An 18543-nucleotide genomic window follows, 5' to 3' on the forward strand; every position below is an offset into this window, starting at 1 on the left:
ATGAGGGGTTAAGGCTCCCAGTAGACGACTGGGTTGATAGGCCGGATATGGAAGCACCGCAAGGTGTGGAGTTGACCGGTACTAATAGGCCGAGGGCTTGTCCCCAGTTGCTCGCGTCCACTGTGTTGGTTCTGAAACCACGAACAGCCCCGTACCCGGTTCAGGGTGTGGTGCGGCGTTCACAGTTTCATAGTGTTTCGGTGGTTATAGCGTGAGGGAAACGCCCGGTTACATTCCGAACCCGGAAGCTAAGCCTTACAGCGCCGATGGTACTGCAGGGGGGACCCTGTGGGAGAGTAGGACGCCGCCGAACAATTATTCAGAGGGCTGGACCCGGAACTTCGGTTCCGGGTCCAGCCCTTTTTTGTTCTGCGTCACTTGAAGTTCACGTTGCGCAACCACGATCCCCGTATGGGTACTGCTGCAATGCTCAGGGCCGCCGGCGTCGGCATCGGTGACGAAGTTGTCGTACCGGCCTTCGGGAACGCGGAAGTCGCCGAGGCCGTGGTCCTGGCGGGGGCGCTTCCGGTGTTCGCCGACATAGATCCGGTGACCTATTGCCTTGACGCGTCCGCTGTCGAGGCGGCCGTAACTCCGCGGACGGCGGCTGTAGTTGTCGTACATCGATTCGGGCGGCCGGCCGACATGGTGCGGCTGCTCGGGGTCGGGGAGCGGCACGGGCTTCTTGTGCTCCAGCAGGGGGAGTCCGAGGCGCCGTACGACGAGGTTGCTCAGCGGAGGCAGCGGGCCAGCTATCTCGATACGAAGTTGAGGGGTGTGCGCACGCCTGATGGAGGTGACGGGCACACCTATCAGCAGTACGTCGTGCGGGTCCCGGGGAACGGGCGGCCGGATCGGGATGCCTTCGCCCGGGCCGTGGGGGCCAGGGGCGTCGAGTGCCGGGTGCCGGTGAAGACGCCTGTGCATCGGCTGCCGGAGTACCGGCGGTGTGTGGCGCTGCCGGAGACCGAGAGGGCCGCCGACGAGACGTTGGCGCTGCCCGTGGAGGCCTCGTTGACGAAGCGGGACATGCAGCGGATCGTCGGTGCGTGCAATGCGCTCGGGGGCCTGCTGCAGCCGGCCTTCTAGGGAATAGCTCCGGTTCGGAGCACACGCGAACTGTGTGTATGATCTATCCCGTCAACCGCGCGGGAGACCGCGAAAAGGTGACAGGCCCCTATAGCTCAGTCGGCAGAGCGTCTCCATGGTAAGGAGAAGGTCAACGGTTCGATTCCGTTTGGGGGCTCCACGACAAAAGGCCCTCGCCCTTCCGGGTGGGGGCCTTTGGCATGCTCTCCGGGGCTCGGTCAGTCCAAGTGGAGGCCGGGGACGCGCATCGCCAGGATCGCCATGTCGTCGGACGGGGCGTCCTGCGCGAAACGCTCCACCGCGCGCATGATGCGGGCCGCGACGGCGCCCGCCGTCAGGCCCGTGCAGGTCGTCAGGACGTCGGCGAGGCCGTCGTCGCCCAACATGCGGGTGCCTTCGCGGCGCTCGGTGACGCCGTCCGTGACACACAGGAGGACGTCGCCCGGATCGAGGGTGACCGTCTGCTCGTACAGCTCCAGGTCGTCCATGACGCCGAGGAGCGGCTGGGGTTCGGCGGCCGGCTCGACCGTACCGTCCTGGCGCAGGCGGAGCGGGAGGGGGTGGCCGGCGCAGACCACCTTCAGCTGGGCGCTGCCGTCCTCCTGTGGCCACAACTCACCGTAGAGGAGCGTCAGGAAGCGGCTGCGGGCGCCCTCATCGAGGATCGCGGAGTTCAGGCGCTCCAGGACCGCAGGGCCGCTCAGGCCCTCGCGAGCGAGCAACCTCAGGGCGTGGCGGGCCAGGCCCGTGACCGCCGCCGCGTTCGGGCCCGTGCCGCAGACGTCGCCGATGGCGAAGCCGTAGGCACCGTCGCGGATCGGGAAGAGGTCGTAGAAGTCGCCGCCGACCTCGTTGCCCTCGCCGGCCGCGCGGTAGATGACCTCGACCTCCACGCCGTCGATCTCGGGGAGCTCGGGCGGCAGGAGGCTGCGCTGGAGGGACTGGCTGATCGCAGTGCGCTCGGAGTAGAGGCGGGCGTTGTGCAGGGCGAGGGCGGCCCTGCGCGAAAGGTCCTCCGCCAACTCCAGGATTTCCTGGCGGAAGTGTTCGTCCGTGGGCTTGCCGAGGGTCAGCATGCCGATGACGCGGTTGCGGGCCACCAGGGGGAGGACCACTGTCTCGCCGCCCACTGCCGAGGCCGTGGCGAGGGTCGGGCCGATGCCCGACGCCAGCTGGCGGGTGGGTCCGCCGCTGAGGCCGAGGCTGCGCATGGAGCTGCGCAGGGCCGCCTGGTGGGCGGCCTCGCCCGGGGCGGACCAGACGCGGGCGCCGGGGGTGGGGACCGGGTCCGGCGGGGCGATCTTGGAGAGGAGGGACTTGATGCCGTCGATCAGTTCCTCGTCCTCGTGCAGGACGTACGACAGGTACGGATCCGAGGCCTGGTCCGCGATCGTGTAGACCGCGCACCAGGTGGCCAGGGACGGGACCGTCATCTGGGCCATCAGAGCGAGGGTCTGGTCGCGGTCGAGGGTGCCTGCCAGGAGGTCGGAGGCCTCGACGAGGAAGCTCAGGGAGCCTCGGCGCAGGCGTTCGAGTTCGCCGAGGCGGGCGGACTCCACGGCCAAGGCGATGCGGTCGGCGGCGAATTGGAGGCGGAGGGCCTCTTCGTTCGAGTATCTGCCGGGGGCCTCGGCCGCCACGCCCAGGGAGCCCGTGAGGCGGCCCTCGACCTTCAGGGGGACCGTGACGACCGAGCGCATGCCGGTGCCGCTCAGCAGCGGTACGGCGCCTGGTACGGCCGTGAGGTCGTCGTGGACGGCGGGCATGCGAGCCGAGCCGTAGCGGCCGGGGCCCGCCTCGACGGGGACGCGCGCGAAGCGCTGGCGGGCGGAGGGCAGGCCTGTGGAGGCGCGGACCTCCAACTCCGTTTCGTCGTCGGTCGCGAGGAGCAGGAAGGCGGAGTCGCCGTCGAGCATGTCGCGGGCGCGTTCCACCGTGCGCTGGAGGAGGCCGTCGAGGTCGTCCGGGGCCGGGGAGCCGATGAACACCTCGAACGGGTCGGCGTTCTGGCCGTCGGACCCGGTGTTCGTGTCGGAGGCGGGGACGCGCAACGGGGTCTGCAGCACGGCCCGTTCGTGGTCGCGGACGAGGAGGCAGACGGTGGAGGGCTCGCCGGCCGTGTCGCGGACGCGGAGGTGGGAGGCGTACACGGAGGTGATGCGGCCGTTGGCGCCCCTGATGCCGTAGCTGCCCTCCCAGCGCGAGAGTTGCAGGGCCTCGGCGATGCCGGTGCTGGTGCCGGGGGTGTGCGGCCAGGCCGCGAGGTCGGTCAGCGGCTTGCCGATGACCTGTTCGGCCGCGTAGCCGAAGAGTTCCTCGCCGTCCTCGTTCCAGGAGGTGATGGCGCCCGTACGGTCGATCTGGACGACCGCGACGCGGACGCGGCCGTCAGCGAGCGGGAGGAGGTCGGCCGGCAGGGACGGGCCCGCGGCGCGGGTGCCCACCGGGCGCTCGGGGAGTGCGAGTTGGAACCAGACCTGCTTGTGCGTGGGCGTGTACTCGACGCCCCAACGGCCGGCGAGGGCCGCGCAGAGCTGGAGGCCGCGGCCGCCCTCGCGGTCGGGGCTGCCCATGTTGACGGCCTGACCCTGGAGGGGGATTTCGCGCTCCGGATACCGGTCGGCCACCTCGATCCGTACGCCGTCGTCACTCCGTAGGCACAACACGTCGGCGGATGTGCCCGCGTGCACCACGGCGTTGGTCACCAGTTCGCTCGTGAGGACGACGGCGTCGTCGACGATGTCGGCGAAGCCCCAGCCCTGGAGGGTGTCGCGGACGAAGGAGCGGGCGCTCGCGACCGATCGCCCGACGGGCTCGAAGCTGGCGGCCGCGCGCGCGGTGATCACAGAACTCCTCGACCGGTTGTCGACGTGCAGGGCTGCCTGGCCGACGGGCTCGTGCCGCTGTTGCGGCAGGCCACCCGTCGGCCGGGGGTCCGGGGGCTGTCCCCCGGGGATCAGTCCGGTGGTCATGTGTGCGGCCGCCCTCCGATGCCCGCTCGTTCTCGTGCCACCGCCCAGGCCGGACGGACCGGCGCGGCTGGACAGCCGCATGCAAGGTTACTTACCTTCCCCGTCCATGCGGATGCCGGTCTGCAGTGTTTCCGTCCGGAGGGTGTGCGGACGATGTGCGAAGCTGCCGAACTGTTATGGCCTGGTTCAGGCAGGGTGAAACACTGGGCAAGCTTCTGGTGAAGGTACTGGCAGGCTGAGTGTGGTTTGCACGCGGTGGGCAGCAGCCCCCTCGTGCGGCCTGATATAGCGAGCAGGAATACGCAGTAGTAACTGGTACGCCGAGCAGTAGTACCCGACACAGCAGTAACGGTCGACCCCTGCGGGAGGGACACAGTGGAGTCTGGCGCAGCGACGCGGGGCACTAAGACGCGCGCGAAAGGCGGGCCGTCCCCGAGTAACCAGCGCAAGACGCGTGGCGGGACCACCGCGGTGGATACGGCTGCCTTGAACCGACTGCTGGTGGCTCTCGTGGCGATGCGCGACGGGAACTTCCGGAAGCGGCTCACGGTGTCCGGGGACGGCGTGATGTCGGAGATTGCTGCCGTTTTCAATGAGGTGGCGGACCGTAATCTCCATCTGACGGGTGAGCTCGCGCGGGTGCGGCGCATGGTGGGACGTGAGGGAAAGCTCACAGAACGTCTGGAAACGGGCGCATCGGAGGGCTCGTGGGCGGCCGCCATCGACAACTCGAACGCGCTTGTGGACGACCTCGTACGGCCCGTCTCCGAGGTCAGCCGGGTGTTGTCCGCGGTGGCCGAGGGCGATCTGTCGCCGCGTATGGAGCTGCGGACGCAGACGCCGGAGGGGGCGGGGCATCCGCTGCGCGGGGAGTTCCTGAAGGTCGGGCGGACCGTCAACAACCTGGTCGACCAGCTGTCGACGTTCACCGACGAGGTCACGCGCGTGGCCAGCGAGGTCGGTACCGAGGGCAAGTTGGGCGGACAGGCCCGGGTGCGCGGTATGTCCGGTTCGTGGAAGGACCTGACCGAGTCCGTCAACACGATGGCGTACCGGCTTACGGCCCAGGTGCGGGACATCGCGCTCGTGACCACGGCGGTCGCCAAGGGTGACTTGTCCCGGAAGGTCACAGTTCATGTCGAAGGCGAGATGCTGGAGCTGAAGAACACCGTCAACACGATGGTGGACCAGCTGTCGTCGTTCTCCTCCGAGGTGACCCGCGTCGCGCGCGAGGTCGGCGTCGAGGGCGAGCTGGGCGGCCAGGCGCAGGTGCCCGGTGTGGCCGGTGTGTGGAAAGACCTCACCGATTCGGTGAATCTCATGGCCGGCAACCTGACGGCCCAGGTGCGCGGGATCTCCCAGGTGACGACCGCGGTCGCCAGCGGTGACCTGTCGCAGAAGGTGACGGTGTCCGCGCGCGGCGAGGTCGCGCAGCTCGCCGACACGATCAACCAGATGACCGAGACACTGCGGACCTTCGCCGACGAGGTCACGCGCGTGGCCAACGAGGTCGGCGCCGAGGGACGGCTCGGCGGGCAGGCGAACGTGCCCGGAGCGGCGGGGACGTGGAAGGACCTGACGGATTCCGTCAACACGGTCTTCCGGAACCTCACCATTCAGGTGCGGGACATCGCCCAGGTGACGACGGCCGTGGCCAGTGGTGACCTGTCGCAGAAGGTCACGGTGGACGTGGCTGGCGAGATGCTGGAGCTGAAGAACACCGTCAACGGGATGGTGGACCAGCTGTCCGCGTTCGGTGCCGAGGTCACCCGCGTGGCCCGGGAGATCGGCGTCGAGGGTGAACTGGGCGGCCAGGCGCAGGTGCCCGGTGCGGCCGGTACGTGGAAGGACCTGACGGACTCCGTCAACACCGCGTTCCGCAACCTCACCGGACAGGTGAGGAACATCGCCCAGGTGACGACGGCTGTGGCCAACGGCGACCTGTCGCAGAAGGTCACCGTCGACGTGTCCGGCGAGATGCTCCAGCTGAAGAACACCGTGAACACGATGGTGGACCAGCTCTCCGCGTTCGGTGCCGAGGTCACGCGTGTGGCCCGGGACGTGGGTACCGAGGGCCGGCTGGGCGGTCAGGCCCGCGTGGATGGCGTCTCCGGCACATGGAAGGAGCTCACCGACTCCGTCAACTTCATGGCGGGCAACCTCACCTCGCAGGTGCGGCAGATCGCCCAGGTGACCACGGCGGTGGCGCGGGGTGACCTGTCGCAGAAGATCGACGTGGACGCGCGCGGGGAGATCCTGGAGCTGAAGAACACCCTCAACACGATGGTGGACCAGCTCTCCGCGTTCGCCGACCAGGTGACCCGGGTGGCCCGCGAGGTGGGTACGGAGGGCCGGCTGGGCGGCCAGGCCCAGGTGCCCGGTGTCGCCGGTGTGTGGCGTGACCTGACCGACTCCGTGAACGGCATGGCGGGCAACCTCACCGCCCAGGTGCGCAACATCGCGCAGGTCGCGACGGCGGTGGCGCGGGGTGACCTGTCGCAGAAGATCGACGTGGACGCGCGCGGGGAGATCCTGGAGCTGAAGAACACCCTCAACACGATGGTGGACCAGCTGTCGTCCTTCGCCGACCAGGTGACCCGGGTGGCGCGCGAGGTGGGCACCGAGGGCATCCTCGGCGGTCAGGCCGAGGTGCAGGGTGTCTCCGGCACCTGGAAGGACCTCACACAGTCCGTGAACTTCATGGCGAACAACCTGACCATCCAGGTGCGCAACATCGCCGAGGTCACGACCGCGGTCGCCAAGGGTGACCTGTCGAAGAAAATCACCGTCGACGCGAAGGGCGAGATCCTCGAACTCGTCAGCACCGTCAACACGATGGTGGACCAGCTGTCGTCCTTCGCCGAGCAGGTGACCCGGGTGGCCCGCGAGGTCGGCACCGAGGGCATCCTGGGCGGCCAGGCCCATGTGCCCGGTGTCGTGGGGATCTGGAAGGACCTCAGCGACAACGTGAACCTGATGGCCAACAACCTGACCATGCAGGTGCGGAACATCTCCCAGGTCGCGTCCGCCGTGGCCAACGGCGACCTGACCAGGACGGTGACGATCGAGGCGCGTGGCGAGGTCGCGCAGCTCGCCGACACCTTCAACACCATGGTGAAGACGCTGAGTTCGTTCGCCGACCAGGTCACCAAGGTGGCCCGTGAGGTGGGCACGGACGGCATCCTCGGCGGGCAGGCACGCGTGCCGGGTGTGGCCGGCACGTGGAAGGACCTCACCGAGTCCGTGAACCAGATGGCGTCCAACCTGACCGGTCAGGTGCGCAACATCGCCATGGTGACCACGGCGATCGCCAAGGGCGACTTGACCAAGAAGATCGACATTGACGCTCGCGGCGAGATTCTCGAGCTCAAGACGACGATCAACACGATGGTCGACCAGCTGTCGTCCTTCGCCGAGGAGGTCACCCGAGTCGCCCGCGAGGTGGGTACGGAGGGCCAGCTCGGCGGACAGGCACGCGTGCGTGACGTCGACGGCACCTGGCGCGACCTCACCGAGTCCGTGAACGAGATGGCGGGGAACCTGACCCGGCAGGTGCGTGCCATCGCGCGCGTGGCGACCGCGGTGACCCGCGGCGACCTCAACCTGAAGATCGATGTGGACGCCTCCGGCGAGATCCAGGAACTTCAGGACTACATCAACAAGATGATCGCCAACCTGCGCGACACCACGATCGCCAACAAGGAGCAGGACTGGCTCAAGGGCAACCTGGCCCGCATCTCCGCGCTGATGCAGGGCCGGCGCGACCTGGAGGACGTGGCCTCCCTCATCATGAGCGAGCTGACGCCGGTGGTGTCCGCGCAGCACGGCGCGTTCTTCCTGGCGATGCCCCTGGTCGACGGCAAGGACATGAACGCCGAGGGCGAGGACCAGTACGAGCTGCGGATGCTGGGGTCGTACGCCTATTCGATGGGTTCCATGCCGACCTCGTTCCGGCCGGGGGAGGGACTGATCGGGACGGCCGCCATGGAGAAGCGCACGATCCTGGTGGAGAACGCGCCCAGCGGCTATCTGAAGATCTCCTCCGGGCTCGGGGAGGCGCCCCCCGCGCAGGTGATCGTCCTTCCGGTGCTGTTCGAGGGCAAGGTGCTCGGTGTCATCGAGCTGGCGTCGTTCACGCCCTTCACGCAGATCCAGAAGGACTTCCTCAACCAGATCGCCGAGATGATCGCGACCAGCGTCAACACCATCTCCGTCAACACCAAGACCGAGGTGCTGCTGAGGCAGTCGCAGGAGCTGACCGAGCAACTGAGGGAGCGGTCGGAGGAGTTGGAGAACCGGCAGAAGGCCCTCCAGGCGTCCAACGCCGAACTGGAGGAGAAGGCCGAGCTGCTGGCCCAGCAGAATCGCGACATCGAGGTGAAGAACACCGAGATCGAGGAAGCGCGGCAGGTCCTGGAGGAGCGCGCCGAGCAGCTCGCCGTGTCCATGCGCTACAAGAGCGAGTTCTTGGCCAACATGTCGCACGAGTTGCGTACGCCGCTCAACTCGCTGCTGATCCTGGCCAAGTTGCTCGCCGACAACGCCGAGGGGAACCTCTCCCCGAAGCAGGTCGAGTTCGCGGAGACGATCCACGGGGCCGGTTCCGACCTGCTCCAGCTGATCAACGACATCCTGGACCTGTCGAAGGTCGAGGCGGGCAAGATGGACGTCTCCCCGACGCGTATCGCGCTCGTCCAGCTCGTCGACTACGTGGAGGCCACCTTCCGCCCGCTGACTGCGGAGAAGGGCCTGGATCTGTCCGTACGGGTGTCGCCGGAGTTGCCGGCCACCCTGCACACCGACGAACAGCGGCTGCTTCAGGTGCTGCGCAACCTGCTGTCCAACGCGGTGAAGTTCACCGACTCCGGGGCCGTCGAGCTGGTCATCCGGCCCGCCGGCAAGGACGTGCCGATGGCGATCCGCGAGCAGCTGCTGGAGACGGGTTCGCTGCGCGACCCGGACGCCGACCTGATCGCGTTCTCCGTGACCGACACCGGCATCGGCATCGCGGCCAGCAAGATGCGAGTGATCTTCGAGGCGTTCAAGCAGGCGGACGGCACGACGAGCCGCAAGTACGGCGGTACGGGCCTGGGACTGTCGATCTCGAGGGAGATCGCACAGCTGCTCGGCGGTGAGATCCACGCGCAGAGCGAGCCGGGACGTGGATCGACGTTCACGCTGTATCTGCCGCTGCATCCGAGCGAACTGCCGCCGCAGGGCTATCAGCAGCTGGTGCCACCCCCTCTGGAGGCCGGGGACCTGATGGTGTCCGCCTCGGGTCTGCCCGAGCTGCCCGAGGCGGAGACGCCGGCCGAGGTGAAGTCGTACCAGGAGACGCAGAACGGCGCCGCCGCGCTCTTCCGGCGCCGCCGCAGGCCCATGCCGGAGATCGAACAGCGCCCCGCGCAGGCCGAGCAGTGGCCGGCCCCCGCGGAGCAGCAGACGGCGTCGAAGTCCCGCCGGGGCATCCGCTTCGGCGGGGAGAAAGTGCTGATCGTCGACGACGACATCCGTAACGTCTTCGCCCTCACCAGCGTCCTCGAACAGCACGGACTGTCCGTGCTGTACGCGGAGAACGGCCGTGAGGGCATCGAGGTCCTGGAGCAGCACGACGACGTCGCGGTCGTCCTGATGGACATCATGATGCCCGAGATGGACGGATACGCGACGACCACGGCGATCCGCAGGATGCCGCAGTTCGCCGGGCTGCCGATCATCGCGCTGACCGCTAAGGCGATGAAGGGCGACCGCGAGAAGGCGATCGAGTCGGGCGCCTCCGACTACGTGACCAAGCCGGTCGATCCCGATCACCTGCTGTCGGTGATGGAGCAGTGGATGCGCGGCGAGTGACGGGAAGGGTCGGGCTTTGTTCGGGCTTCGTGACCATGTGGCGGGAACCTTCGGAGGGCGCCCGGTGTTGCCGACTCGGGGTGGCCGAGGTCGTGTAGAAGTACGGGAACCGGGGAACCTTCTGGTCTCCCGTCGCGTTTCTGCTACGTGCACAGTGACATCGCGGTGACAGGGTGTGGCGACGGGCGGGGTGCGGCTACGATGACCGGCACAAGGACGGGCGACGCAAGGGAGTCGTCCCCTGGGGCGGCGCCCACCGGCGTCACCCCAAGTCCTGCGGACAGGGGAGGCCCCACGCCGGGGCGAGGAGGGCGGGCCATGGTGCAGAAGGCCAAGATCCTCCTGGTCGATGACCGGCCGGAGAATCTGCTGGCGCTGGAGGCCATCCTCTCTGCGCTCGATCAGACGCTGGTGCGGGCATCGTCCGGGGAGGAAGCGCTCAAAGCACTGCTCACGGACGACTTCGCGGTCATTCTGCTGGACGTCCAGATGCCGGGCATGGACGGTTTCGAAACGGCCGCGCACATCAAGCGGCGAGAACGCACGCGGGACATCCCGATCATCTTCCTCACCGCGATCAACCACGGACCGCATCACACGTTCCGGGGCTACGCGGCGGGCGCGGTGGACTACATCTCCAAGCCCTTCGACCCCTGGGTGCTGCGCGCGAAGGTCTCCGTCTTCGTCGAGCTGTACATGAAGAACTGCCAGCTGCGCGAGCAGGCGGCGCTGCTGCGGCTCCAGTTGGAGGGCGGCGGCAAGGCGGCTGCCGGGGAGACGAAGGAGCCCGCGGGGTTGCTGGCCGAGCTGTCGGCGCGGCTCGCGGCGGTCGAGGAGCAGGCCGAGGCGCTGTCCAAGCAGCTGGACGACGAGTCGGCGGACGCGGCGGCGGTGGCCACGGCGGCCCATCTCGAACGCAAACTCACGGGGCTGCGGCGGGCGCTGGACGCTTTGGAGCCGGGCACGGGGAGCTCTCCTTCGGTGCCGTCGCAGAACTGACCTGTGCCGCAGGCGTCATAGCGTGCGATCGTGCCAGGGCTCAGACAGGGTTGTGTGCGTGAGCATGCGTCAACTCGGCGCCTTTCCGAGAGCGACACGAACGGGTGAAGCACCCGGCACACGTGTCCGCTGTCGTCTCCACCGGTAACCTCACACCTATGGCCTCACGTCCCTCCGCAGCCAAGAAGCAGCCCGCGAAGAAGGCTGCCTCCGCGAAGGCTCCGGCGAAGAAGGCCGCCGCTGCGAAGAAAGTCCCGGCGAAGAAGGCGCCCGCCAAGAAGGCCGCGGCGAAGAAAGCCGCGCCACCGAAGCCGGCGCCCAGCCCGACCGGGGGCATCTACCGGCTGGTGCGCGCCGTCTGGCTCGGGATCGCGCACGCCGTCGGCGCGGTGTTCCGCGGCATAGGGCAGGGCGCGAAGAACCTCGACCCGGCCCACCGCAAGGACGGCATCGCGCTGCTGCTGCTCGGCCTCGGGCTGATCGTCGCCGCCGGCACCTGGTCGAACCTGCGCGGCCCCGTCGGCGACCTCGTCGAGATCATCGTGACCGGCGCCTTCGGCCGGCTCGACCTGCTCGTGCCGATACTGCTCGCGGTCATCGCCGTGCGCTTCATCCGCCACCCCGAGCAGCCCGAGGCCAACGGCCGCATCGTGATCGGCCTGTCCGCGCTCGTCATCGGCGTGCTGGGTCAGGTTCACATCGCCTGCGGCTCGCCCGCCCGCGGCGACGGCATGCAGGCGATAAGGGACGCCGGCGGCCTCATCGGCTGGGGCGCGGCCACCCCGCTGACGTACACCATGGGCGAGGTCCTCGCCGTACCGCTGCTCGTGCTGCTGACGATCTTCGGGCTGCTGGTGGTCACGGCCACCCCGGTCAACGCAATCCCGCAGCGGCTGCGGCTGCTCGGCGTGAAGCTGGGCATCGTGCACGACCCGGCCGAGGACGAGCTCGGTGAGGACGACGAGAGGTACGACGACCAGTGGCGCGAGGCGCTGCCCGCGCGCCCCGGCAGACGTCGTACGGCCTCCGAGGCGTACGACCCCGACAGCGCGGAGCAGGAGGCCCTCTCACGGCGTCGTGGGCGCCCCAGGCGCTCCGCTGTGCCGCAGCCCGCCATGGACCGCCCCATGGACGCTGTGGACGTCGCAGCGGCCGCCGCTGCCGCGCTCGACGGTGCCGTCATGCACGGCATGCCGCCCTCGCCGGTGGTCGCCGACCTCACCCAGGGCGTGAGCGTGGGGGACCGCCAGGAGACGACTCCGACGCCGACGCCCACTCCGGCGCCTGTCCCTGCCGCGCGCCCCAAGCAGGAGAAGCTGGACACGGGGGTCGCGGACCTCACCAAGGCCGCCCCTGAAGTGCCCCGCGAGCTGCCGGCGCGCGCCGAACAGCTCCAGCTCTCCGGCGACATCACGTACGCGCTGCCCTCCCTCGACCTCCTGGAGCGCGGAGGCCCCGGCAAGACGCGCAGCGCCGCCAACGACGCCATCGTCGCCTCGCTCACCAACGTCTTCACCGAGTTCAAGGTCGACGCCCGCGTCACCGGCTTCACGCGCGGGCCGACGGTCACGCGCTACGAGGTCGAGCTCGGCCCCGCCGTGAAGGTCGAGCGGATCACCGCGCTGACCAAGAACATCGCGTACGCCGTCGCCAGCCCGGACGTACGGATCATCAGCCCGATCCCCGGCAAGTCGGCGGTCGGCATCGAGATCCCGAACACCGACCGGGAGATGGTCAACCTCGGTGACGTACTGCGTCTCGCGGCCGCCGCCGAAGACGACCACCCGATGCTGGTGGCGCTCGGCAAGGACGTCGAGGGCGGCTACGTGATGGCGAACATGGCGAAGATGCCGCATGTGCTCGTCGCCGGTGCGACCGGTTCCGGTAAGTCGTCCTGCATCAACTGCCTGATCACCTCGGTCATGATGCGGGCGACCCCGGAGGACGTCCGCATGGTCCTCGTCGACCCCAAGCGCGTCGAGCTGACCGCGTACGAGGGCATCCCGCACCTGATCACGCCGATCATCACCAACCCGAAGCGGGCCGCCGAAGCGCTGCAGTGGGTCGTACGGGAGATGGATCTGCGCTACGACGACCTGGCGGCGTACGGCTACCGGCACATCGACGACTTCAACGAAGCCGTGCGGAACGGCAAGGTGACGGCGCCGGAGGGCAGTGAGCGCGAGCTCCAGCCGTACCCCTACCTGCTGGTGATCGTCGACGAGCTCGCCGACCTGATGATGGTCGCCCCGCGCGATGTCGAGGACTCGATCGTGCGCATCACGCAGCTCGCGCGCGCGGCCGGCATCCATCTGGTGCTCGCCACGCAGCGGCCGTCCGTGGACGTCGTCACCGGCCTGATCAAGGCGAACGTGCCCTCGCGGCTCGCCTTCGCCACCTCCTCGCTCGCCGACTCGCGGGTCATCCTCGACCAGCCCGGTGCCGAGAAGCTGATCGGCAAGGGTGACGGGCTCTTCCTGCCGATGGGCGCGAACAAGCCCACCCGTATGCAGGGCGCCTTCGTGACCGAGGAAGAGGTCGCGGTGGTGGTCCAGCACTGCAAGGACCAGATGGCGCCCGTCTTCCGGGACGACGTCACCGTGGGCACAAAGCAGAAGAAGGAGATCGACGAGGACATCGGCGACGACCTCGACCTGCTGTGCCAGGCGGCCGAGCTGGTCGTCTCCACGCAGTTCGGGTCGACGTCCATGCTGCAGCGCAAGCTGCGGGTCGGGTTCGCCAAGGCCGGGCGGCTGATGGACCTCATGGAGTCCCGGGGGATCGTCGGACCCAGCGAGGGGTCCAAGGCCCGTGATGTTCTTGTGAAACCTGACGAGCTGGACGGCGTGCTCGCGGTAATACGCGGGGAGTCATAAAGAGAGTCCCAAGGCCGGTGCTCGATCGTGACCCTCTCGTAAGGGATCATTGAGCAACCGTTTCCCTTCGGCGTACGTCAAGTTGAGGGAAGCGCAAAGCATGTGCTCCACCATCGGCGTGTCCGGCCATTCCGATGGCGTACAAAGTCCCACCGCCCGGTTGCCCCACCCTTTCGCACCCCCCCTAGACTGAACCTCCAGCACAGGTGGCTTAAACGCTCGAAAGGCGCCCCCGTGTCCATCGGCAACTCCCCTGAAGACGAGCGTCCGTTCGAAGACGATCGTGAGGATGCCCGCCCTTCGATCGGCCGTGCCCTCCAGCAGGCGCGCATCGCGGCCGGGCTGACTGTCGACGATGTCAGTTCCGCCACCCGAGTTCGCCTCCCCATCGTGCACGCCATCGAGGCGGACGACTTCGGTCCGTGCGGCGGAGACGTCTACGCCCGCGGTCACATCCGGACTCTGGCCAAGGCCGTCCACCTCGATCCCGGTCCGCTGCTCGCCCAGTACGACGCCGATCACGGCGGCCGTCCGGCTCCGACGCCGGCCGCGCCCCTGTTCGAGGCGGAGCGCATCCGTCCGGAGCGGCGGGGGCCCAACTGGACCGCTGCCATGGTCGCCGCGATCGTCGCCGTGGTCGGCTTCGTCGGGTTCACCGCGTTCAAGGGCGGCGACGGCGACTCCGAGGCCAAGACACAGGTCGCGGAGGGCTCCAAGCCCGCGCCCAAGTCCCCCTCGCCCACGCCCAAGAACGACAAGCCCGAGGACCCGGAGCCGGAGCCGTCGGACAGTGCCATCGCCGCCGCTCCCCAGGACAAGGTGACCGTCCAGATCCGCGCAGCCGACGGAAAGAGCTGGATCTCCGTCAAGGACCACAACGGCATGCGGCTGTTCGACGGGCTGCTCAAGGAGGGCGAGACCAAGACCTTCCAGGACAGCGAGAAGATCAACCTGGTCCTCGGCGACGCCGGGGCGATCGACCTGTATGTGAACGGCAAGAAGATCGAGGACGACTTCCGGCCCGGGGCCGTGGAGCGGCTGACCTACACGAAGGGCGATCCGCAGGTCGGATAAGCGGCTTCTTCGGGTGAGTGGGTACGGGGTTGGCCAAGATCGGCCAACCCCGTCGACGTGGGGTGTCAGCGGGACGAAGTAGTCTTGAGCCCATGCCTGAACGCCGTACCGTCGCACTCGTCACTCTTGGCTGCGCCCGCAACGAGGTGGACTCGGAGGAGCTCGCAGGCCGTTTGGAGGCGGACGGCTGGCAGCTCGTGAAGGACGCCGAGGACGCCGACGTCGCCGTCGTCAACACCTGCGGATTCGTCGACGCCGCCAAGAAGGACTCCGTCGACGCCCTCCTCGAGGCCAATGATCTCAAGGGGCACGGCAGAACCCAGGCCGTCGTGGCGGTGGGCTGCATGGCCGAGCGGTACGGCAAGGAGCTCGCCGAGGCCCTCCCCGAGGCCGACGGCGTACTCGGCTTCGACGACTACACCGACATCTCCGACCGCCTGCAGACCATCCTGAACGGCGGCATCCACGCCGCTCACACCCCGCGCGACCGGCGCAAGCTGCTGCCCATCAGCCCTGCCGAGCGTCAGTCGGCGTCCGACGTCGCCCTCCCCGGGCACGGTGCCCCGTCCGACCTGCCGGAGGGCGTGGCTCCGGTGTCCGGCCCCCGTGCACCCCTGCGCCGCCGCCTCGACGGCGCCCCGGTCGCCTCGGTGAAGCTGGCCTCCGGTTGCGACCGGCGCTGCTCCTTCTGCGCCATCCCGTCCTTCCGCGGCTCCTTCATCTCGCGCCGCCCGAGCGATGTGCTGAACGAGACGCGGTGGCTGGCCGAACAGGGCGTCAAGGAGATCATGCTGGTCTCCGAGAACAACACGTCGTACGGCAAGGACCTGGGCGACATCCGTCTGCTGGAGTCGCTGCTGCCCGAGCTCGCGGAGGTCGACGGCATCGAGCGGGTGCGCGTCAGCTACCTCCAGCCGGCCGAGATGCGGCCCGGACTGATCGACGTGCTGACGTCCACGCCCAAGGTCGCGCCCTACTTCGACCTGTCCTTCCAGCACTCCGCCCCCGGCGTGCTGCGGGCGATGCGCCGCTTCGGCGACACCGACCGCTTCCTGGAGCTGCTCGACACCATCCGGAACAAGGCGCCCCAGGCCGGCGTGCGCTCCAACTTCATCGTGGGCTTCCCCGGTGAGTCCGAGGACGACCTGGCCGAGCTGGAGAGGTTCCTGAACGGCGCGCGGCTGGACGCCATCGGCGTCTTCGGGTACTCCGACGAGGAGGGCACGGAAGCGGCGACGTACGACAACAAGCTGGACGAGGACGTCGTCGCCGAGCGGTTGGCACATGTCTCCCGGCTGGCTGAGGAACTCGTCTCGCAGCGGGCCGAGGAGCGGCTCGGTGAAACGCTTCAGGTGCTGGTCGAGTCCGTGGACTCCGCCGAGGGCGCGTACGGCCGCGGGGCGCACCAGGCTCCGGAGACGGACGGCCAGGTGCTGCTCACGAGCGGCGAGGGGCTGAGCGTCGGTCGTATGGTCGAGGCGAAGGTGGTCGGTACGGAAGGTGTCGACCTGGTGGCCGAGCCGCTGCAGGGTTCGCTCGCGTGTAGTGAGGAGGCGGGCAGATGACCGGAGTACCGGCATCGGCGGCGGGTGGCCCCTCCGGTGCGAAGCGTGCGGCCGGCCCTGCTGCCTCCGTCCCCGCGCCGTCCGGCGGGAAGGGGGCGTCCGGTGCCTCATCTGCCTCGTCTGCCCCGTCGGAGGGGACCAAGTCCGCTCGTAGTGGGAAGCTGGCGGCAGCCGCCGTCAACCAGGCCAGCGTCTGGAACATCGCCAATCTGCTGACCATGCTCCGGCTGCTCCTCGTGCCCGGCTTCGTCGCGCTGATGCTGGCCGACGGCGGATACGACCCGGCGTGGCGCTCGCTCGCCTGGGCGGCCTTCGCCATCGCCATGATCACCGACCTCTTCGACGGGCATCTGGCGCGGACGTACAACCTCGTCACCGACTTCGGGAAGATCGCCGACCCCATCGCCGACAAAGCGATCATGGGGGCGGCGCTGATCTGTCTGTCGGCGCTCGGTGATCTGCCGTGGTGGGTGACGGGCGTCATCCTCGGCCGGGAACTCGGGATCACGCTGCTGCGTTTCCTGGTCATCCGGTACGGCGTCATTCCCGCGAGCCGAGGCGGCAAGCTCAAGACGCTCACGCAGGGCGTGGCCGTGGGGATGTACATCCTGGCGCTGACGGGGTGGCTGGCCACCCTGAGGTTCTGGGTGATGGCGGCGGCGGTCGTGCTGACCGTCGTGACCGGACTCGATTATGTGAGACAGGCCATTGTGTTGCGCCGGCGGGGAATCGCCGAGCGCAGGGCCGCGTTGGAGGAGACGGAAGCGTGAGTTCCCCGGCCGCCGAAACGGCCGTAGAAGTGGTGCGACTACTCAAGGTGAAGGGTGAGACGCTCGCCGTCGCCGAGTCGCTCACGGGCGGACTGGTTGCGGCGGAAATCACAGCGGTCCCCGGGGCGTCCAAGGTGTTCCGGGGTTCGGTCACCGCCTATGCCACCGAGCTGAAGCACGAGTTGCTGGACGTCGACGCCACCCTGCTGGCGGAGCGCGGGGCGGTGGATCCGCAGGTCGCGGCCCAGATGGCGGCCGGAGCGCGCAAGGCGCTCGGTGCCGACTGGGGCATCGCGACGACTGGCGTCGCCGGTCCGGAACCGCAGGACGGCAAGCCCGTCGGGACGGTGTTCGTGGCCGTCGACGGGCCGTCGGCAGCGACTCCGGCGGTGCCCGGTGGCGGGAAAGTGACCGCTCTGCGGTTGAACGGCGACCGTGCGGACATTCGTATGGAGAGTGTACGGAGCGTACTCGCACTGCTCCTGGAGGGGCTTGCGAGCGAACAGACTGGGAATGAGCGGGCACAGGATACGGAACGGAACGGGGGGTTTTGATGTTTGCAGCCCTGAGTGAACACGACATCGCTCCCCGCACGGCCGCGGCGCAAGGCGGTACGGTGGGGCGTAATGGATGCGGCTACGCGGTCCGAGGAGGGAGCCACCGATGATTCTGCTCCGTCGCCTGCTGGGTGACGTGCTGCGTCGGCAGCGCCAGCGCCAGGGCCGTACTCTGCGCGAAGTCTCCTCGTCCGCCCGAGTCTCACTCGGCTATCTCTCCGAGGTGGAGCGGGGGCAGAAGGAGGCTTCCTCCGAGCTGCTCTCCGCCATCTGCGACGCGCTGGACGTACGGATGTCCGAGCTCATGCGGGAAGTGAGCGACGAGCTCGCCCTCGCCGAGCTGGCCCAGTCTGCTGCTGCCACCCCCAGCGAGCCTGTGCCCACGCCCGTTCGCCCCATGCTGGGTTCCGTATCGGTGACCGGTGTGCCACCGGAACGGGTGACGATCAAGGCGCCCGCCGAAGCGGTGGACGTGGTCGCCGCGTGAGGTTCACGCGGGTGTGAGCGTGAGCTGACGCTGCGCTGAGGAAGTGTGCGGGGCCCCGCCGGGGGCTCTCCGGATGATCTGGATACAGGTGATCTTGGGAGGCGCTGGTTGGGGCTTTCGTGCGTTGTGGGGGCCGGCTGGGGGTCCTGGTGGGTCTTGGGGAGGTGGCGGCTGGGGGTTCTGGTGCTTCGTGGGGAAGCGCCGTTTGGGGCTTTCGTGCATCGTGGAGAGGCGGGGCCGTAGTTTTTCGGTTCGGCGCGGTTGTTTGGAAGCCGCGCGGACCCACTGGTGCGACCGTGTGCCG

The 18543-nt window shown here is 68.6% G+C and carries 10 protein-coding genes, 1 tRNA gene and 2 rRNA genes; 12 read left to right on the forward strand and 1 reads right to left on the reverse strand.

The genetic code is table 11. The annotated features are described in order from the left end of the window. The 4 genes from CLM62_RS50765 to CLM62_RS16900 all read left to right on the forward strand — a co-directional run. Positions 1-105 (forward strand): 23S ribosomal RNA (locus CLM62_RS50765); the annotation flags it as partial. 91 nt (positions 106-196) lie between these two features. Further along, positions 197-313, forward strand: a 5S ribosomal RNA gene (gene rrf / locus CLM62_RS16890). A 113-nt stretch (positions 314-426) separates the two neighbouring features. Then, on the forward strand, positions 427-1089 hold the full coding sequence (locus CLM62_RS16895) for a DegT/DnrJ/EryC1/StrS family aminotransferase (protein ID WP_095750894.1): 663 nt from the start codon (positions 427-429) through the stop codon (positions 1087-1089). 84 nt (positions 1090-1173) lie between these two features. Further along, positions 1174-1249, forward strand: a tRNA-Thr gene (locus CLM62_RS16900). Positions 1250-1307: 58 nt separating this feature from the next. Here the strand turns inward: CLM62_RS16900 and CLM62_RS16905 are convergent. Beyond that, positions 1308-4061, reverse strand: a complete 2754-nt coding sequence (locus tag CLM62_RS16905) for a SpoIIE family protein phosphatase (protein WP_095750702.1) — start codon at positions 4059-4061, stop codon at positions 1308-1310. A 375-nt stretch (positions 4062-4436) separates the two neighbouring features. On the opposite strand from CLM62_RS16905, the gene CLM62_RS16915 reads away from it, so the two are divergent. The 8 genes from CLM62_RS16915 (at position 4437) to CLM62_RS16950 (ending at position 18239) form a co-directional block, all read left to right on the forward strand. After that, on the forward strand, positions 4437-9911 hold the full coding sequence (locus CLM62_RS16915; protein WP_095750703.1) for a HAMP domain-containing protein: 5475 nt from the start codon (positions 4437-4439) through the stop codon (positions 9909-9911). Between the two features lie 318 nt (positions 9912-10229). Next, a complete protein-coding gene (locus CLM62_RS16920; RefSeq protein ID WP_095750704.1) occupies positions 10230-10910 on the forward strand; it encodes a two-component system response regulator in 681 nt (226 codons plus the stop codon). Positions 10911-11068: 158 nt separating this feature from the next. Then, positions 11069-13786: a DNA translocase FtsK gene (locus CLM62_RS16925; RefSeq protein WP_095750705.1), complete on the forward strand. Its 2718-nt coding sequence runs from the start codon at positions 11069-11071 to the stop codon at positions 13784-13786. A 234-nt stretch (positions 13787-14020) separates the two neighbouring features. After that, the gene (locus tag CLM62_RS16930) at positions 14021-14860 is read left to right on the forward strand and encodes a helix-turn-helix domain-containing protein (RefSeq protein ID WP_095750706.1); all 840 of its coding nucleotides are present in this window, start codon (positions 14021-14023) and stop codon (positions 14858-14860) included. A 92-nt stretch (positions 14861-14952) separates the two neighbouring features. Then, entirely contained in the window at positions 14953-16425 is a 1473-nt protein-coding gene (gene rimO / locus CLM62_RS16935) for a 30S ribosomal protein S12 methylthiotransferase RimO (RefSeq protein ID WP_095750707.1), read from the forward strand. Further along, complete coding sequence (pgsA, locus tag CLM62_RS16940; RefSeq protein WP_095750708.1) at positions 16422-17195, forward strand: CDP-diacylglycerol--glycerol-3-phosphate 3-phosphatidyltransferase; 774 nt, start codon at positions 16422-16424, stop codon at positions 17193-17195. The genes rimO and pgsA overlap by 4 nt, the downstream gene beginning before the upstream one ends. Continuing rightward, the gene (locus CLM62_RS16945) at positions 17192-17749 is read left to right on the forward strand and encodes a CinA family protein (protein WP_095750709.1); all 558 of its coding nucleotides are present in this window, start codon (positions 17192-17194) and stop codon (positions 17747-17749) included. Before pgsA ends, CLM62_RS16945 begins: the two co-directional genes overlap by 4 nt. 109 nt (positions 17750-17858) lie before the next feature. Next, a complete protein-coding gene (locus tag CLM62_RS16950; protein WP_003993396.1) occupies positions 17859-18239 on the forward strand; it encodes a helix-turn-helix domain-containing protein in 381 nt (126 codons plus the stop codon). Positions 18240-18543 lie beyond the last annotated feature (304 nt).

Source organism: Streptomyces sp. SA15 (assembly GCF_002291145.1).
In the GTDB taxonomy this organism is placed as follows: Bacteria; Actinomycetota; Actinomycetes; order Streptomycetales; family Streptomycetaceae; genus Streptomyces.

Coding starts and splice junctions, on each gene's coding strand:
- CLM62_RS16895 (WP_095750894.1), top strand. CDS start 427: ATGCTCAGGGCCGCCGGCGTCGGCATCGGTGACGAAGTTGTCGTACCG.
- CLM62_RS16905 (WP_095750702.1), bottom strand. CDS start 4,061: ATGACCACCGGACTGATCCCCGGGGGACAGCCCCCGGACCCCCGGCCG.
- CLM62_RS16920 (WP_095750704.1), top strand. CDS start 10,230: ATGGTGCAGAAGGCCAAGATCCTCCTGGTCGATGACCGGCCGGAGAAT.
- CLM62_RS16925 (WP_095750705.1), top strand. CDS start 11,069: ATGGCCTCACGTCCCTCCGCAGCCAAGAAGCAGCCCGCGAAGAAGGCT.
- rimO (WP_095750707.1), top strand. CDS start 14,953: ATGCCTGAACGCCGTACCGTCGCACTCGTCACTCTTGGCTGCGCCCGC.
- pgsA (WP_095750708.1), top strand. CDS start 16,422: ATGACCGGAGTACCGGCATCGGCGGCGGGTGGCCCCTCCGGTGCGAAG.
- CLM62_RS16950 (WP_003993396.1), top strand. CDS start 17,859: ATGATTCTGCTCCGTCGCCTGCTGGGTGACGTGCTGCGTCGGCAGCGC.